The organism is Cognataquiflexum aquatile, from assembly GCF_003316845.1.
Classification (GTDB): Bacteria; Bacteroidota; Bacteroidia; order Cytophagales; family Cyclobacteriaceae; genus Cognataquiflexum; species Cognataquiflexum aquatile.
In genome coordinates this window covers 836,030-853,517 of record NZ_QMIK01000001.1, presented here as the reverse complement: position 1 = coordinate 853,517, position 17,488 = coordinate 836,030, and the positions used below count along the sequence as shown (strand labels likewise).

15 protein-coding genes are annotated in these 17,488 nt (G+C 40.9%); 5 read left to right on the top strand and 10 right to left on the bottom strand.

Annotated elements, in window-relative coordinates; translation table 11 throughout:
- Positions 1–8: 8 nt before the first annotated feature.
- Positions 9–905, bottom strand: a complete 897-nt coding sequence (locus tag DQW11_RS03500; RefSeq protein WP_113922601.1) for a helix-turn-helix transcriptional regulator — start codon at positions 903–905, stop codon at positions 9–11.
- Between the two features lie 305 nt (positions 906–1,210).
- On the opposite strand from DQW11_RS03500, the gene DQW11_RS03495 reads away from it, so the two are divergent.
- The 4 genes from DQW11_RS03495 to DQW11_RS03480 all read left to right on the top strand — a co-directional run bounded on the left by DQW11_RS03495 (position 1,211) and on the right by DQW11_RS03480 (position 4,226).
- Positions 1,211–1,975 carry a hypothetical protein gene (locus DQW11_RS03495; protein WP_198669836.1) on the top strand — a complete coding sequence of 255 codons (765 nt, stop codon included), beginning with the start codon at positions 1,211–1,213 and terminating at the stop codon, positions 1,973–1,975.
- Between the two features lie 11 nt (positions 1,976–1,986).
- On the top strand, positions 1,987–2,637 hold the full coding sequence (locus tag DQW11_RS03490) for a hypothetical protein (protein ID WP_113922599.1): 651 nt from the start codon (positions 1,987–1,989) through the stop codon (positions 2,635–2,637).
- A 59-nt stretch (positions 2,638–2,696) separates the two neighbouring features.
- Positions 2,697–3,872 carry a PDDEXK-like family protein gene (locus DQW11_RS03485; protein ID WP_113922598.1) on the top strand — a complete coding sequence of 392 codons (1,176 nt, stop codon included), beginning with the start codon at positions 2,697–2,699 and terminating at the stop codon, positions 3,870–3,872.
- A gap of 126 nt (positions 3,873–3,998) precedes the next feature.
- Positions 3,999–4,226: a hypothetical protein gene (locus tag DQW11_RS03480; RefSeq protein ID WP_113922597.1), complete on the top strand. Its 228-nt coding sequence runs from the start codon at positions 3,999–4,001 to the stop codon at positions 4,224–4,226.
- A 254-nt stretch (positions 4,227–4,480) separates the two neighbouring features.
- On the opposite strand, the gene DQW11_RS03475 is transcribed toward DQW11_RS03480, so the two are convergent.
- From DQW11_RS03475 to DQW11_RS03460, 3 genes are all read right to left on the bottom strand, one after another.
- Positions 4,481–6,826, bottom strand: coding sequence for a TonB-dependent receptor (locus DQW11_RS03475; RefSeq protein WP_113922596.1), 2,346 nt, complete (start codon positions 6,824–6,826; stop codon positions 4,481–4,483).
- Between the two features lie 154 nt (positions 6,827–6,980).
- Positions 6,981–7,586 carry a hypothetical protein gene (locus DQW11_RS03470; RefSeq protein ID WP_113922595.1) on the bottom strand — a complete coding sequence of 202 codons (606 nt, stop codon included), beginning with the start codon at positions 7,584–7,586 and terminating at the stop codon, positions 6,981–6,983.
- Between the two features lie 349 nt (positions 7,587–7,935).
- The gene (locus DQW11_RS03460; protein WP_113922593.1) at positions 7,936–9,171 is read right to left on the bottom strand and encodes a hypothetical protein; all 1,236 of its coding nucleotides are present in this window, start codon (positions 9,169–9,171) and stop codon (positions 7,936–7,938) included.
- A gap of 57 nt (positions 9,172–9,228) precedes the next feature.
- On the opposite strand from DQW11_RS03460, the gene DQW11_RS22195 reads away from it, so the two are divergent.
- Positions 9,229–9,426 carry a hypothetical protein gene (locus tag DQW11_RS22195; protein ID WP_157966021.1) on the top strand — a complete coding sequence of 66 codons (198 nt, stop codon included), beginning with the start codon at positions 9,229–9,231 and terminating at the stop codon, positions 9,424–9,426.
- Positions 9,427–9,982: 556 nt separating this feature from the next.
- Here DQW11_RS22195 and DQW11_RS03450 read toward each other — a convergent pair.
- The 6 genes from DQW11_RS03450 to DQW11_RS03425 form a co-directional block, all read right to left on the bottom strand.
- Positions 9,983–11,689 (bottom strand): carboxypeptidase-like regulatory domain-containing protein, encoded by a 1,707-nt coding sequence (locus tag DQW11_RS03450; RefSeq protein WP_113923196.1) that lies wholly within the window; start codon positions 11,687–11,689, stop codon positions 9,983–9,985.
- Positions 11,676–12,653, bottom strand: a complete 978-nt coding sequence (locus DQW11_RS03445; RefSeq protein WP_113922591.1) for a FecR family protein — start codon at positions 12,651–12,653, stop codon at positions 11,676–11,678. Before DQW11_RS03445 ends, DQW11_RS03450 begins: the two co-directional genes overlap by 14 nt.
- Positions 12,650–13,255, bottom strand: coding sequence for an RNA polymerase sigma-70 factor (locus DQW11_RS03440; protein ID WP_317047863.1), 606 nt, complete (start codon positions 13,253–13,255; stop codon positions 12,650–12,652). Before DQW11_RS03440 ends, DQW11_RS03445 begins: the two co-directional genes overlap by 4 nt.
- Before the next feature lie 81 nt (positions 13,256–13,336).
- Positions 13,337–14,641, bottom strand: coding sequence for a hypothetical protein (locus tag DQW11_RS03435; protein WP_157966019.1), 1,305 nt, complete (start codon positions 14,639–14,641; stop codon positions 13,337–13,339).
- Between the two features lie 524 nt (positions 14,642–15,165).
- Positions 15,166–16,461: an L-fucose:H+ symporter permease gene (fucP, locus tag DQW11_RS03430; protein ID WP_113922589.1), complete on the bottom strand. Its 1,296-nt coding sequence runs from the start codon at positions 16,459–16,461 to the stop codon at positions 15,166–15,168.
- 223 nt (positions 16,462–16,684) lie between these two features.
- Positions 16,685–17,464, bottom strand: coding sequence for an L-fucose dehydrogenase (locus DQW11_RS03425; RefSeq protein ID WP_113922588.1), 780 nt, complete (start codon positions 17,462–17,464; stop codon positions 16,685–16,687).
- Between the last annotated feature and the right edge of the window lie 24 nt (positions 17,465–17,488).

Below are 17,488 nucleotides of genomic sequence, written 5' to 3'. Positions count from 1 at the left end.
ATTGGGGATTACGGTAGAATTCCATTAATCATTCTCGCAGCCTTTTCTTTTACCAAATCTTTCAATCCATTAGGAGCATCCACCCGCACTTCGTCTCCATGGGAAAGGATTTCTGCTACTAATTCGTACTCAATTTTGACTTTTAGACGGATGGTTAGAATATTGCCGTTATCAACGAGGATTTCCTGACTGTGATGCAAAGGGAGGGATTTGATATAACGGCCTTTGAATTCAGTAAAAGTTAAAATGACCTCCTCAACTTGTTTGATTTGTGTATTGATTATACCAAAAACATCCCTAAAATGACCTTCAAAATCCACTGACATGGCTTTAAAGTAGTTGGGCATTGCTTCAAAACTTTTTATTCGATCCAATCCAAAAACTTTAAAAATATCTTTTTCATCCGCTGCCAGCAGATACCACCGGTTTTTGAATTCCTTAAGGGCAAGTGGCTTAAGGACTCTCATTTCTTCTTCCCAAAGCCAGAATTTAGCATATTGGATTCTGATCAATTGCTTGTTTTCTATGGCCTTGGCTAATGGAAGTAGATTGTCGATTCCTTTTGCTACTCTATTTTCAAAGATTAGGTAAGGTGGAACTTTTCCCTTCTTACCAAAAATCTGTAGCCAATCAAAGGTCTCCAAAAGAGGAAGGTTCTGGGCAAAGCTTTCTTCATTATTGATTCCATATTGGCCTGTCTTCTGATTAAACTCGATACAAATCCCAAAGAACCTCTCAATTTCTTTTAGGTCTCTGGTTAGTGTCCGTTTGGAGATACATAGCTTATATTCCATGTCTTCTTCCTTTCGCTTCAGGTGTTGATCCAAATGCTCCCAACCAAAATTCCCTTTTTGGGCAATTTTGATGATTTCAGTTTGACGAAAAAGAGATTCCAGTTTGCTCATTGGTTAAAGTTAGAATTAGCTTAAGACAAATTATGGCTGAGGATGAATTTAGATAAATTTTTTATGAAAAGACATGTTTTGGCTGAGGCTAGGAAGAATATTGGGGCATGAACAAACAAGATCATTTTGAAATCATTTCTTTGGCCATTCGGAAATTACATCCCAAGTGGAGTTGCTTTTTAGATGAGATTTTAGGAAAACTCAAGCCAGTTTGGCTTGGCACTCATTCTAAAGACAAAGCAAGTTTCATCCAGCTTATTGGGTATGGAAAGGAACAGAAAGCGAAAGCTATCCTGATTGATTTGATGGAATTATTGGGTTGGGAGAGCGAGTTGGTTATTCTATGGGAAAACAGGGATATCAATGCACTATCACGGGAAAGCCAAATTTTGGGCTTTCAAACATCTTATCATGTGTTTCCAAAAATTGTCCTCACAAATTTTCTCTATGATTTTTTCTTAGAGGTAGATTGCCAATATGATAAGTGTAAAGGTTTTGAAAGAATTGAGGAATTTTTAAGAGATCGGAAAAGTCTTGATATTTCTTTGTTTGAATTTGCTCCCTCGGATGCAAGGGGTAGTTTGGTGATCAGTTTTTTGGATGTTTTCAGTGACTGCGATTTTAATAGGACACGCTTGGTTCTTAAATATTTGTGGTTTAATCAGATTGGGGATATTGAAGCTTTGAAGAAAAAATTTATTCCCGAAGAACTCATCCCAATTCTCCAATTGAAATATATTTTAAAGAAGGAGCTTATTTTCTTTTCAAAAGATAAACCTTATCATATTACATTGGCCTTTGATCTAATTCGGGCAAAAACCAGTTTAGAAGAATTTGCTTTACTTCAAACCGGAGTTCTGTTGTCAATAAATTTTAGGGCAATAGATTACTTTGCCTGCTACATTTTTAACAAGAAAAGCAATTTTTCAAATCTCATTCAGGAGATGAAAGATTTTTTTCGGCCAATAATCAACAACATTCCAAGAATAGCTAAAAAAAACAAAACTAATCCTACACCAATTGAAGTTGATTTCAAAGGAGGATGGAAGTATAATTTCCTGATTGATTAACCTAATTAATTATGAAAAGAAGAGACTTTGTCAAAGCGTTGCCGATTTTGGTAGCAACTCCTGCCATCCTAATTCCTATTCAAAAAGAACCTGAAAAGCGCCATTTAGTTGCTTTGGGGAGTTCAGCAACAAATTTAATCTTAAAGCATGGAAGTAAACTGGACTTTGAAAGCTTTACTATTGTCAATGACTTGAGACCGATGGAATGTGCCTTTAATTATGATTATTTTCATTTTTCTCCTCCCAATTCCACATTTATGAATATTGGGGATTTGAGGGTACAAAAACCGGATATCCTACCTGATTTTAAAATTAGTCCGGATTTAAAATCAGCATTAGAACAAAAAACCGGAATTGTAACTGTTGTTGCATGTTTGGGTAATATTTCTGGTACAATGCTTTATGAGGCAATTGGAAACCAATTGGAAAGAAATCAAGGGGGCCTTCAAATGCTGGTCACCGTTCCATTTAGGTTTGAAGGAAAAAGAAGGAAAAATAATGCTTTCAAGGCCATTCGAAATGTAGAAGGAAAGACTTTTCAAAAAATTCTTAATTTGGACAGACTCAGATATATTCATGGGAATTTATCCATCAGGAGTGCTTTTGCTAAAGCAGATGAATGGATTTTGGAAACTCTGGCTAAAGATCCGGGATTGGGGTAGATTTTTACATCTCTTGCATTCTTAATTTAAATTCCACAAATTCCTAAAAATTATTTGATATGGATAATGTCCGAAATTTAATAACCCAAGCAGGTTTGATTGTTAAAAACCATGAAAAATCATATGCTTCTACAGGACAGGCATTTAGCTTTATTCATGCTTGCAATCTACTTTATTATGAAACTGTTTTGCACAATAAATTTATTGGGTATCTATTAAATCCCAAGGCAGGCCATTTCCAAAAAGATAAATTTCTAAAGCTTTTTTTGAAAGAATTGGATCTTGAGAGTGAATCAACATCTGATTTTCAGGTTACTGTTGAAAAATCAATTGGCAAAGTAGATTGGGATCAGGTTGAGGGCGGAAGAATTGATATTTTAATTGAAAGTAGTAAAGTAGCTTATGCTATTGAGGTAAAGATTTTTGCTGGAGAACAGATTCAACAACTTGAGCGCTATAAGAATTATTTACGAAAAATATCCGGTAGTGAGAATAGCAAAGTAATTTTCCTAACTCTTGAAGGGAATAATAGTGGTGTTCATGGAAAATTTAAAGATTATGTTCCAATTTCATTTTCCAACCACATTCTCTCTTGGATTGAAAAATGCAGGTTGGGCTGTATCGATCAACCTGTAATTCGTGAAACCCTAACCCAGTATTTAGCAGGAATAAAAACATTGACTAACCAAAACCCCGACAATCAAATGAGCGAAGAAATAATAGACATCATCACTAGAGACGAATTTAGCTTCAAAGCTTTTAATGCGATCAATTCGGCACATAATAAATTATTCCAAAAATTTGGTGAGAATCTTATCAAGGCGATTAAAATGTATACAGATTTAGAAACCAAATTTAACATTGAATTGTCAAAAAAAATAATACCAAATTCGGATGCAGAGGTTAGTTTTTATCTTAAAGAAAGCACTACACAAAAAGTGATGCTTTATTGGTTGGGAAATGGAGTAGTGGCAATAGGAATGCATCTTGGACATGATCATCCCGATGAAAAAATCAGAAAGGCAATGAAAATTAAACTTTCTAATTTGAAGTCGGTAACTTATACTAACCGTCTCAATTGGGCTTGGTTTTCGGAAATTGAAGAATTGAAAAACCAACCACAACTTACATTTGATTCTTGGGAAAAATTTAAAAGCAAAGATTTAGCTGATAAGATTGCTGGATGGGTAAAAGAGATATCAGCGGCCTATAAAGAAGCGATCAGTGAGGAATAGGGTATCCGATGACATTCAATTACCAAATAGCGTTTTTGACAAAATTTCATTGAAATCATTCTGATCTTTAGCTTGTTATGATTTAAAAAATTAGGTTCTTCTATCGTCGAAAAGCAAAACGGAAAAATGAAAGCGGTTAGATTTGTAACAAAAGTATCTGAAACAGGAACAATCCAGATCCCAAATAGCCCAACTCTTTTTGACCAAGAAGTTGAAGTAATTGTTTTTCCGAAGGCTACTAAAGGTAAAAAATCAATGAAGGCCACTGAATTTGTAAATAAATGGGCTGGTTTTTTCAATGACAGTGACACTAAAAAGCAGAAATTTGATTATTTGTCTGAAAAATATAAATAATGGAAAAAATACTTTTTGACACTAACGTAATCCTTGATATTGCATTAAAGCGTAGTCCATTTTTTTAACCGATTTCAGCACTTTTAAAACCCTAATGTTAAAACCATAAATTCAAATTACAGATTGGAATTTGAAACCTTAGCATTCATTGGTTTAAGGGTTCAAATCCCAAATCAAAGATTTCCATGCTAGGTAAATAACCATCCAGATAGATGATTTCAAATTAAATTGAATCAATTTATCCTTGCACATACTCAAAACTCCACCCTATAACTCAATATGGGAATCAGGGGTGTCTGATAGGCTGTTTTGATAACACCTTCCATGGGTTCAAAGTAACTGCCAAAGACATTGGCCCGATTGGTTACATTTTGGATGTCTAGGGCGAGGGTCCTTGTGGATTTTGGTCTGTTTCGCTTGAGGCTGAGCCTGATGTCTGTTCGGAAATACGCCGGGTTTTGTTCAGTAAAAGCATATTGCTCCTTCAATATGGTCTCTCCGCTTGAAATAGAAGCATCCAAGTCAATCGGGGTATTCCACAATCCGCCTCCATATATGGTCCGTAGGTTCATGCCAAAAACCCGGTTCTTTTTCCAGTTGTATTCTTTTCCGGCGGTGATGGCGAGGTTTGCTTTGCCGTTGAATCTGGTATTTCTCCATTTATTTTCCTCAGTTTTATAAAGAGAGTTATACACGGAACCTGAGACCAAGAAGTACAGGCCTTTGTGTGTAAACTGCTCCAGCGTGAATTCTGCCCCATAGTTTTTACCAAATCCGCTATTTACCAATGGATCAGTCATAAATGACCACTGTTGGTTGATGATGGAATAGGTCTGATCTTCGCCCGGTTTGACAGGAATATCAAACAAATGCTGGTAATAGGTTTCGATTTTCATGCGGAGGTATGGATTCAGAGACCGGTCATAGCCCAAAACCAGATGATGGGATTTGCTCAGGCCAAGATTTTTATTGGGAAGTGTCATGATCCCGTTTTCTTCCTGTTTGGCAAAGTACGTTCCCAAAGGCTGAACCTGACTGTGGAGACCGTAGCCCAAGCTGATCCGTTGCTTTTCATCGATTTCATAAGATGCGCTCAGCCTCGGTTCAAGGGAATTGGAATTGTTGAGCAAGAGTTGGAGGTAATGGACGCCGACATTGAAGCTAAGCCGCTCGGTAGCCCTGAGATTAAGCTGGGAAAATGCCTGAATACTTTGGGTACTCCCTTGGGCATCAATATTTGTGACCAATTGCCCCTGGCTTTCATCATAGCCTTTTTCGAAGAGGTTATATTGGAGGTGGTTGAGAAAAAAGCCGCTTCGCAGGTTGCTTTTCGGCGATAGTTTGGTGTTCAACACCGAGCTGAAAGTGATTTTGGACTGGGAGAAATTCTCATAATATCTTTCTTCGGTCTGGTATTCTCCATTAAGCCGTTCAGCTTTGTCCCCAATTCCATTTCCAGATGCGAGGACCGTGGTTTGCAGGAAATTTGATTTATTGATCATGTAGGCGTGCTTGATCCCTACCGCGCCTGTGTTGGAAAAAAAAGTAGAATTCATCCTGTCAAATTCTCCCGTCCAAGTCAGGGAATCCTTTTCGGCTTCACTTTTTTGATTACTCAATCCCCCAAAACCAAATATTGAAATTGCACTTTTTTCTCCTGTCGGAAGATAAAAGTTGAAAGACAGATCCTGAAAGTCAGTCACAAAGTCTCCCAACGGAACCCCGATTTTGGAAAGTAAGGAAAGGGTAGAGTAGCGGTAATTGATCAGGTAAGATCCTTTGTAATCTTTGGCAATGGGTCCTTCAGCCGAAATGTCGGTTCCCAAAAAGCCAGCCTGAATGGTGAATTCCCGTTTTTCATTGTTTCCTTTCCGGAGGTTCAGGTCAAATGCTCCTGAAAGTGCATTTCCATATTCCGCAGGAAATGCTCCTGTGATGAAATCAGAGTTGGCCAATAACTGTGCACTTAAAATGGACACACCGCCTCCTGCAGTTCCTGGATTGACGAAGTGGTTTGGGTTTGGAATGTCGATTCCTTCCATTCTCCAGAGCAAGCCATTTGGGCTGTTGCCCCGGATGGAGATGTTGTTGTTGCCATCATCAGCACTCACAACTCCGGAAAAAGAAGCCGCCATCCTTGCAGGGTCATTGACCGCTGCCGCAAATTTCCTAGTTTCCTCTACCGAAAATGTCCTGCCACTCACTGCAATCATGTCATTGATGGTCCTGTCTTTTTCATTGGCAAGGACTACCACTTCCTCAATCTGATTGAATTCTTCTTCCAGATTCAGATCAAGGACAACCTCTTTTCCGGAATTTACGGCCACCTGAGGCAAAATCAAATCCTGGTATCCAACGAAACTGACCCTTAGGGAATGTGTTCCAACTGGAATCTGTGTCATTTTGAAATAGCCATCAGAATCCGTCACTGTACCGATCAAAGGGTCAGTCCCCAAAATCATGACTGTTGCGCCGGGCATGGGAAACTTAGTTACTTGGTCCACGACTTTTCCTCGGATGGTTTGGGTCAAAGTCTGTGCTTGCAGCGAATGGAGCCCAAGTAAAAAAATCAGGGCAAATATTTTGGTAAATGATTTCATAACGTTGGTTTAGTTTACTGGTAGCTGTCCTGATTCCGAAGAAGCAGGTTAAATGGATACATTGAGTTCTGCTATTGGAGATGCCGAAGATCGAGGATATCAAGCAGGAGAAATCAGAACCCTGCTTCTGGAGAAGAAGCTGAACTGATTCAGATTACCTTCCCCATTTTCCACCACCGACGAAGTAGCCAATCGTAAACCCGAAGTATTCATTGGTGGCTTGACCGATTACTTCTCCGTTGATGTTTTGGAGATCACTTTTAGGGACAAAGTTATATTCAGCGCCTATTCTGAATTTTCCCAGTTCCACGCCCGCCCTCAACATTGGTGCCCAGGCAAAGTTTGCTTTTAAATCTCCTAGATCATCTTCATCGATATCGGTGCTCTCAATGTTGACATTACTCATGGTATAGTAGCCAAAACCGCCACCGATATAGGGTGCCGCTTTTCCTTTTTCGTAGTTGAAATAGTAATTTGCAGTTCCGGTTATAGAGGCATTTGCGCCTAATTCTCCGGTGTAATCATCCGGGATTTCATAATAGACAATGTCTTTGGCAAGTCCTGCAACGCCCATTCTCAGACCTAAAGCAAGGTTTCTTCTGACAAGTACCTGTGGTTCCAAATTGACCAAAGCACCGATTCCACCTCCTTTTGGAGCAGCGGCACCTAGGTCCATTTGAAATCTAAATCTATCAGCTTCTTGGCTAAAGGCTGTTTGTACGGCTAGCAATACGGCAATAATTGTGAGTAGCTTTTTCATTTTTTTAAGTGTTTTTGATTTTTTGGCAGATACCCTGCCCAAGCTCATTTTGAGCCGGGCAGGATCTGCTGTTGGTTTAGCTTCTATAGTAATGACAATTCAAGAGGATTTTACCCCTATTAGATTTTTGCTTTTTATGGAAAAAAATTTAAAACCTGTTTAGAAAATATGTATAGAATGATGCCATTAGATAAGTCATCTATTCAAATTATGCTCTGAGGACTTAATTGCACGGTACATCCCTGCCCGGCGACAGGCGGGGGTCTTCCGACTTCGTCCCGATAGCTATCGGGATCCGTCCCGCTTGAAGAATAATTTAGGGTTACTAGCAAAGAAGCTGATAACCTTATTAGAAGAATCTAAATCCGGCTCTGAATCCCCACCACCATTGACTGGAGATGTTTTCAGGATGGGCCCTTTCATTTCGGACCTGTGTTTTGGTATAGGTAAAAAGTTCAGGATGGCCATCAAAGGAATCGTCAAATACCCTGAAATTAATCGTCGGTCCGGCAAATAAGGCCAACTTCTTCGCAACCTGATAATCCCCGCCGACATAGAGTTTGTTGATCAGATTGAGTGCTTGGACTTCACCTTTGTTCAGTTGTTCGGAACTGACTTCAACGTTGAGAAAAGTCTTTTTTCCCAATCTTGGAGAAGTTCCTACGCCGTAGCCAAATGACCAAGTGACATCTTCGTTGATTTCAGGTCTGGTTCCTGCAAAAAGGATGTTATAGAATTCCCTCTTTCCGGTTCGCAAGGCAATATTGAAAGGAAGGACTTCATTGACTCCGAACTCGACCGTATGATAACCTGATCGCACGAAGCTGATCAGACCAACCGGAACCCCGCTCATGCTGTCGGCATAGTTGATCACACCAAGCTGAAAGCCATTGACTTTACCTCCATAATTAAATGTTCCTACCTGAGAGCCTTTGACTTCATGGGGAGTGAAATTCGCCAAACCTGCAATTTGGGATCCTTCGGTGTTTTTTCCGGAGAAATTGGCTAGGCCTGCGATTTGAACTCCTTTGACTGATTTGGGGGTAAAGTTTGCCAATCCGGCGAGCTGCACACCTTCTACTTCACCTGTGGTAAAATTGGTCAATCCTGCCAATTGAACACCTTTGACAGATTGTAGATTGGAGTTGAACAGACCGGCCAACTGTACCCCGTCGACTTTTCCACCTACCTGATTGAATAGGCCTGCCAACTGCACGCCTGTCATGTCGCCACGGTTGATATTGAAAAGTCCTGCCATTTCAAAAGCACGGGTTCCCGCAGAATATCCTCCGAGCAGGTTGAAGGAAACATCATTGATCATGTTTCCGGATTGGGTGCCATTCGTCCCGACAAAAGGAACAAATGCAAACTGTACAGATACGATGGTGGTATCCTCAGGATTTACGCTAAAAGGCTGGAATTTTAATGTGCCGATTTTTTCACCGAAGCGGTGAAATGAAAACTTCGATTCAACCTTTTCGAGGCTATCGGTCGGGTTTTCTTCATGGCCGGAAAGGGCTTTGGTTTCTACGGGAGAAAGGGAGAAGAAAGCCGCTGTTGCTAAGATTTTGCTTATGGTATTCATTTGTTTGGATTAGTTTCAATCCTATGACAAGCGAAACCAAAGACACCCCTATGCGAAATGAAAAAATTTTTAAAAGAAGACAGAAGACGGAAGACGGGAAAAAATTTTGAAAATTCGATCGGGAAAATTAAATATATCTGTTTAAAAATTTCAGCCCTGAAAGGGCGGAATATTCGTAGAAGAGAAAATAATCTCTCCCTTTCAGTGCTTTTATTTCTTGGATTTATTGGCAGTGAAGACAAGCCAATGGCGTGAATTTCGATACAATAAATATTATTTAGAAATGGAAGCACTGAAGGTGCGGAAAATACAAGCGATGGGTGCAGCCCATCGTAGTTATCGGAATCCCCTGGCACAAGCCCTGCAAGGGCGAAATATTCGTAAATGAGAAAATGGTCTCGCCCTTTCAGGGCTTTGGGAAATTATGGAATGAATTATGGATGGGCTTCACCCATCCCTTTGTTATCTCGCCCTTTCAGGGCTTTTCTCTCATGAATAAATTGGCAGTGGAGACAAGCCAATGGCGTGAATTTCGATCCAATAAAAACCCTTTAGAAATTGTAGCCCTGAAAGGGCGGAATATACTAGCGATGGGTGGAGCCCATCGCAATTATCGGAATCTTTTGGCACAAGCCCTGAAAGGGCGAAATATTTGTAAATGAGAAAATGGTCTCGCCCTTTCAGGGCTTTGGGAAATTATGGAATGAATTTTGGATGGGCTTAACCCATCCCTTTGTTATCTCGCCCTTTCAGGGCTTTTTTCTCATGGATAAATTGGCAGTGGAGACAAGCCAATGGCTTCTGTAACCCATTAAAAAAACCTGAATCCCCCTCTTCCGCCAAACCAAAGCTGGGTGGCTATGTTTTCTGTCGGATAGGAGCTTTCAGAAATGATTCTTGGATTGGTGTAAGTAAAAAGTGGAGGATGGTCAGCATAAGTACTGTCGTAAACCCGTAGATTCAGACTTGGTCCGGCAAAGAAGTGGATTTTATTTGCCAGGCGAATTTCCATTCCGATGTAGAGTCTGTTGACAAGGTTCAAAGCGGAGACATAGCCTTTGTTCATTTGTTGGGAACTCAGTTCGATATTCAGATGGGTTTTCTTACCCAAAGCAGGGGAGGTGCCGATCCCATAGCCAAAGGCCCATGTCGTAGAGTCCGCATTGTCAGTCCTGATTCCTGCAAAAAGCATGTTGTAAAATGCCCTTGTTCCTGATCGGAGAGACATATTCAAGGGAAGCATTTCATCCGCCCCGATCTCGACCTGATGGTATCCTTTTCTCACGAAACTGATCAGTCCGATTTGCGCACCCCGTAAGCTGTCTGCATAATTGAAAAGCCCGATTTGGGTTCCTTTGACATTGCGTCCCACATTCAATAAACCTGCCATCTGCACACCATCAACATCCCTGTTGGCATAATTGGCTAGCCCGGCCAATTGAAATCCCTGAAAGTTTGAGGTCCCCACGTTCATCAGTCCTGCCAACTGAAAGCCCTTGACATTTCCGGTACTGAAATTGACCAATCCCGAAATTTGTGCAGCATTCACTGAATCCAAAACCGCATTTACTAATCCTGCCAATTGGACACCTTTCACAGTTCCACTGACCTGATTCAATAGCCCCGCAACCTGTACTGACTTGACATTTCCCCGGTTGAGGTTAAACAAACCCCCAAATTCTACCTTGTTTGTTCCTCCCGAAAAACCGCCCAAAATATTGAAGGAAAAATCATTGACTACACTTCCCGCCAACTTCCTGTTGGTGCTGACAAAAGGCACCAAGGAAAGCTGAAATCCCCGGTGCAGAGTATCGCTCATGTTGTCCATATTGGTAAAAGCCACAGATTTTTTGGTCCAAACCCAAAAGTCCTTCATCGGTTCTGCGATGCTTTTACCTACTTCTTCAAAGTCAATTTCCTTTGATTTGAGGAGAATCTTTTGGAAAGTGGATTGTTTTTCGTCTATCAAAAGTGTGTCGGTGTAGGACTGACTATTGATTACCAATTTGAGATCCTCGGCGGGGTTTTTTACCGAAAGCTGAAAATACCCGAATTCGTCCGTCAAGGAAGATTTCAGCGTGATCGGGTCATAGACAGTCGCATCACGGACTGGCTTTCCGGTGCCTTCATCGACCACATAGCCACTGATGACCAAGTCCTTAGGGGAATCTGGTTTTGGAGTCAATATGACATAAACACCTTTTTGTTTGATATCCACTTTCCCTTCCAACACTGTTTCCAAAACTTCCCGCAAAGGTTTGTTTGAAAAATCGGCAGTCACATTTCTGTTTACATTGATTGCAGAAGAACTGTAGGAAAAGACCGTTCCTGACTCATGGGATAAGCGACGGAGGAAAGTTTCCAGGGGTTCGTTTTTGGCCGAAATGGAAACCTTTTTTTCTAAAACAGGAATCTGCTGTCCAAAAGATGTAGGGGAAATGAATAGAAGGAAAAGCAAGAAAAGTACAAAACGGAAGTCCTTTTCTTTGGGGAAAAGAGGAAATTTAAAAGCAGCCATCCCCGGAAATTTTGATTTGGGAACCTTCATCGATGACTTTAAGACCGAGTGTCTCTCCGATTATTTCAAGAATGGTATTCAGGTCTTCATTTTCAAAATTAACTGTCAACCTACAACCGGAAATATCGCCATCCATTACAATTTTCCTTCCATATACTTGAGAAAGACTGGCCAAAACCTGACCGAGTTCTTCTTCCTGAAAATCAAAAGATTTGGTTACAAATGCAGCTACATTCGGATCTGCCTCCAACTTGGCAAAAGTATTCAGGTCTTTGTCATAGATTCCTTTTTCCCCGGCTGAGAGAGTAATTCCTTCTACATCATCCTTGTAAAACCTGACCATTCCTTCCTGAACAGTAACTTCCACAATGGCACTGTCAGGGAAAGCTTTGACATGAAATACAGTACCGATATCATCAATATGCAGTTCTCCTGCCTGAACAGTCCAATTGACTTTTTTGGAATCAGGGATATTGATCAAAGCTTCACCGGACAAATGGATGGTTCCGGTTTTTTTTCTTTCATTGTAATCGACCCTGACATCCGAATTTTTGTTCAGCGAAATTTCGGTAAGGTCAGGCATCTTTTGAGAAACCACCGTTAAGTCAGCAGTGAATTGGAATTCCTGAGTTTGGGAAGATTGTCGGATGGAATAAAAAATGAAAGTCAAAGCAAATATCAGAATCAACCCGGCGGCAATTCCCCATGTCGGAAAAATGAACCATGGTTTCTTGTCTTTCCCATGAATCTGATTTTGAACCTTTTCCCAAGCAGCATCTGCATCAAATTCCTCCTTGCCCGGCAACTGTGCTTTTTCATAAATCAGCTTGGCATCATCGAGGTATTTTTGGTTTTCAGCCGATAGAGCACACCATTCCCCCAGCTCCCGGATTTCAGCCTCGGAAGCTTCACCGACAATGATTTTGCCGATCAGGTCTTCGATATGTTCTATATTCTCGTTCATGGTTCTAACAGCCTTCCTATCAAGATGGTGATCAATGGAATATAGTCTTTCAATTGGACGCGCATAAGCTTCAATGCTTTGCCCATTTGATTTTCAACTGTTTTGACTGACAATTGCAATTGGTCGGCGATTTCATGGTATTTGAGTTCTTCAAACCTGCTCATCTTGAAGATCAACCTGCATTGCTCGGGTAGGGTTTCCAAAGCTTCATGGATTTTGGTCTCTAACTCTTTTCGGATTGCCAAATGGTCAGAAGGCTGACTCTGCGGTTCACCTTCAGCTTGAAGTGAATCAGCGTGCAATTTTCGGACTTTCTGTCTTTTGATCTCATTGAGACAGGCATTTCGGACACTTCTGTATAAGTAAGATTTCAGCGAAGTATCTACCTGAATGGTTTTTTTCTTTTCCCAAAAGCCAATAAAAACAGCCTGCACTGTTTCTTCAGCATCATCCGGATCCTTGAGAAAGGACAATGCAAAGCGGCAAAGGGAGTTATAATGGGTTTTGAACAGCATCTCAAATGAGGCAGTATCTCCGGATTGAATGTTAGAAAAAACCTGTTGGTCTGTCGCCTGCATGAAAAATCCAATGCTTTCGTGCAAGTTAAGATATTGGGTCTTTATATAAAAAGAAACCTGAAAACCTGTTTACCCCTATGCATAATAAAAATATATATCGCTTGATTATCTGTTTGCTTCGCTGATCCAATGGAATTGCCTTTCTGTCAATGGAAAATGGCGATTGAGTTTTTGCAAAACCACATAAAGTGAATCGTCTTTCTTTGCACCGGTCAAAATCATTTTGCCCTCAGAAGGTAAATCCATTTTAAAAGTTGCAACTGGCAAACTGTCCCAACTTGACAACCTCCATTCCAATTGAGTTCCTAAACTGTCCGGCAAATAGCTGAAATAAGCCCTTCCATATCTCATCCTCAGACTGGAATCCTGAGCAGAAAGACTGCCTGAACCATTGTAATCAAAGATAATATCCCGCCATCTCAGTGAATCAGCGAGACTTTCGGGAATGGTATCGCCGTTTTTTACAAACAACTCAACATGGTACATACCGGGCTGGATAGGTTCAAGGATTTTGGTATTTTCTTCGTGGAATTGGACATAATATTGATAATAATTGTAGGTGCCTAAACCAAAACTCAAAACAATAAAGACTGATTTTAAAACAATCCGGCCAATGCGTTGCCATTTTTTGGACCAATGCATTTCATAAAGAGTGGAGGGTGCCACCGTTTGGTTTTGGAGAAAAAATCCCAAGAGCCTGGACCTTTCTTGCCAAACCAAAAATATAGAAGCTACCAAAAGATTCAGGGAATAAATCTTGACAGGAATGTCATAGGCTAGGTTTAGCATGGCTACATTGGCAAATACTCCGATAGCCAACAAAGCCCCCAAAAGCGCTGTCCTTCTCCACACCAAAAGCAATGCAACCATTACTTCAGCGAAGCCTGAAAACATCTGATAAGGCGTACTGTAACCAATAAACAGCCATGAAAACCGCATCGGCAGATAATCTCCTAATGGTGTTGCCAATTGACTCATGTTTGGAAAATACATCTGCATGGCAAAGACTTTCAAAATCCCATAAGTAAATGCAATTCCCGCAAGACTGTAACGAAGCAATATGCATAGCCAATAGTGGAGCTTGGGGTAGGCTGTTTTTTTATAATCCAGAATTGACCAGATCAATGCACCTACGGCAGCCAAAAAGAAATAGGAAAACAACTGTGCCCAACCATAGCTTGTATCACCGCTTCCACCCATTGGAACCAATTCTTTTCTGATATGGAGGAAATTGTCATTAAACCAATGGATAAAAATATCGAAGGGGTAATTGATCGCTTCGGTCAAATAATACATTCCCGGAATTCCACTTATTAATCCGAGGGGATTGAAATAGATCAGGTAATAAATGAAAGCGAAACGGAAGGATATTCTTCCAAAGAGGGACCAAGTTGTGGTTGTTTCTTGCATGAGCATGAAATTAATTGCTCAAAATATTGAAAAAAATGAGAAAAAGGAAAACCATAATCTTTGACACCGGTAGTCAAGTCACAGCTTTCTATTTTATTTCGTAGTAGAGGGTTATTATGTCAGAATAAGCATGTTTAGGCAACAGTTCGCCACGCATTTCATACTTCCCTGTTTTTGGAGAAAAGCATCTTTCTCAGTCGACTTTGTTTCGGCCAAAAACCAAAGATTATTAGTTTCTTTTTTCGCTGTGTTACATTCCTTACCCGGGGTTATTAATATTTGACCACTTCATGGTCTTTCAGTGCCAAAGATTGTGTTTTTGGATATTTCCTCAATTTTTTTCTTTGTGTCTTCGTGCCTTCGTGGGATATTCCTTTTTCTCTTCTTTTGCGTTTTGGCGTCTTTGCGTGGGACAAATTCTCCTCTTGGAGAAGCAGGATAGCATAAATCCTCCTTTGTGTCTTCGTGAGATATTCCTTTTCCTCTTCCTTTGCGCCTTCGCGTCTTTGCGTGAGACTTTACTTTTACTTTCTCCTAAATCCAAAAACCCCAACCACCACAAAACATAGCAAAGGCAGTACAAAAGAGAAATTAACTTCCGTTACTCCCATGATCAGGATGTCATCATAGGCAGGGCCTCCAAAATCAAGAATAACTCCCTGAAGTGTCGGCATGATCGCGCCTCCCACAATCGCCATTACCAGAAAGGCTGCGCCGTACTTCCCATCTTCTCCCAACCCTTCCAATGCAATTCCATAAATTGTTGGAAACATCAGCGACATGGCAAAGGAGATTCCCACCAAAGAATAAAGCCCATAAATCCCCTCAATAAACATGGCACCAAGTGTGAAAGCTCCCGCCAAAACGGAGAAATAGAACAGCAATTTGGCAGGAGGGAAGTACCTGAACAAAAATGTACAGATCCACCTTCCCACCAAAAACAGGATCAAAGCCGCATACGCATAATTCACGGCGGAAGCATTGTCAATACCGATGGCTTCGGCATATTGATAGATGTACGTCCAGACCATAATCTGTGCCCCGACATAAAACATCTGTGCCAAGACCCCTTCCACGAATTGCTTTTGCTTGGAAAGCCGTTTCATGGAAGGCCAAAAGTCAAGTTTGCCGTTGTTGGTTTTGTTTTCAGGCATTTTGGCAAAGGCAATGACCAATCCCAAAACGATGACCACCAATCCCAACATCACATAAGGGTTTCGGATTACCATCAGGTCATTGGTACGGACAATGGCTTTGGCAGATTCATCCAAAGTTTCATAGATAATATTTCCCGCAGCATCTTTATTGTTGGATTGAAGGGCATTGAGGATAAATTCTTTGGCAACAAAAAGACCTGCCAAAGCGCCCATTGGGTTAAAAGCCTGCGCAAGGTTCAGTCTTTGGGTTGCAGTTTCCTCTGAACCCATGGACAGCACATAAGGGTTGGCGGTAGTTTCCAAAAAAGCCAATCCGAAAGTCAGTACATAAAGAGCAATTAGAAAGAAGAAATAGCTTTCCCAAGCAGCGGCAGGGTAGAAAAGCAAAGCACCAAATGCGTACAATCCCATCCCGATCAAAACCCCTGTTTTGTAACTGTATTTCTTGATAAAAAGCGCCGCAGGAAGTGCCATAGTAAAGTAGCCTCCATAAAAAGCCATCTGCACCAAGGACGCTTGAACGTTATTCAACTCCAAAACCCGCTTAAATGCCGCCACCATAGGATTGGTAATGTCGTTGGCAAATCCCCACAACGCAAACAATGAAGTAATCAAGATAAAGGGGAGGAGGAGGGCTTTTGGGAGAAGGGAGGTTCTGGGCATTTTGTGGTTAAAGGTTAATTGGTTATTTGGTTAATGGGTTATTTGTTAGTGGGTTAAAGGTTATCTGGTCAAAGGTTATTTGGTTAAAGGTTAATTGGTTAACTGATTTTCAATACATTGCTTGGATAGGAATTTAGGCCTTTTTCTTGAAATGAAATCTTGATCATTGTTACTTTATAACTCGATACTTCATACTTCATACTTCCCACTTCTTACTTCCCACTTACAATGCCCTATCCAAATGCGTATACCCACCATCTACATAAATCAACTGTCCGGTGGTATGGGAAGAGCGGTCCGATAATAAGAAAACCACCATATCAGCGATTTCACGGGGTGTGGTCATTCTTTTTTCTAAAGGAATTCTCTTTTGAATCTCGTTCAATTTACCTTCCGGATTGTCAAATGTCTTCAGCCAACTTTCATACAATGGTGTTATGACTTCAGCAGGAATTACCGCATTGACCCGGATGCCGTATTTGAGCAGTTCTACTGCCCATTCTCTTGTCAGGGACAATTGGCCGCCTTTTGCCGCTGTATAACCACTGGTATTTCCCTGTCCGGTGACTGCGGTTTTGCTGCTGATATTGACAATACTTCCTTTTGATGCTTTGAGGTGCGGAAGTGCATAGTGCACCAAATCGTAATAATGGCCCAAGTTTTTTTCAACAGATGCCCTGAAAGCTTCGGGAGAGCCATTTTCCAGTCCGATACCGTCATTGACACCGGCATTATTGACCACGCCATCTATTCTTCCAAACTTCTGAAAAGCCATTTCTACTGCTTCTTTTGCCGCATTGGAGTCTGTCAGCCTTCTTGGTATGTGAAGGGCTCTTCCTCCATTTGACTCAAATTCAAAAACAAGGTTTTGGCCTTCTTTCACAGACGGATCGATGATGACAGGATATGCACCTTCCTCAGCCAAAACTTTGCTGATGGCACCGCCAATTCCTTTTGCCCCACCGGAAACGAGATATACTTTTTGGTTGATGTTGAGGTTCATTGAATACTAAATTTAGAGGATATC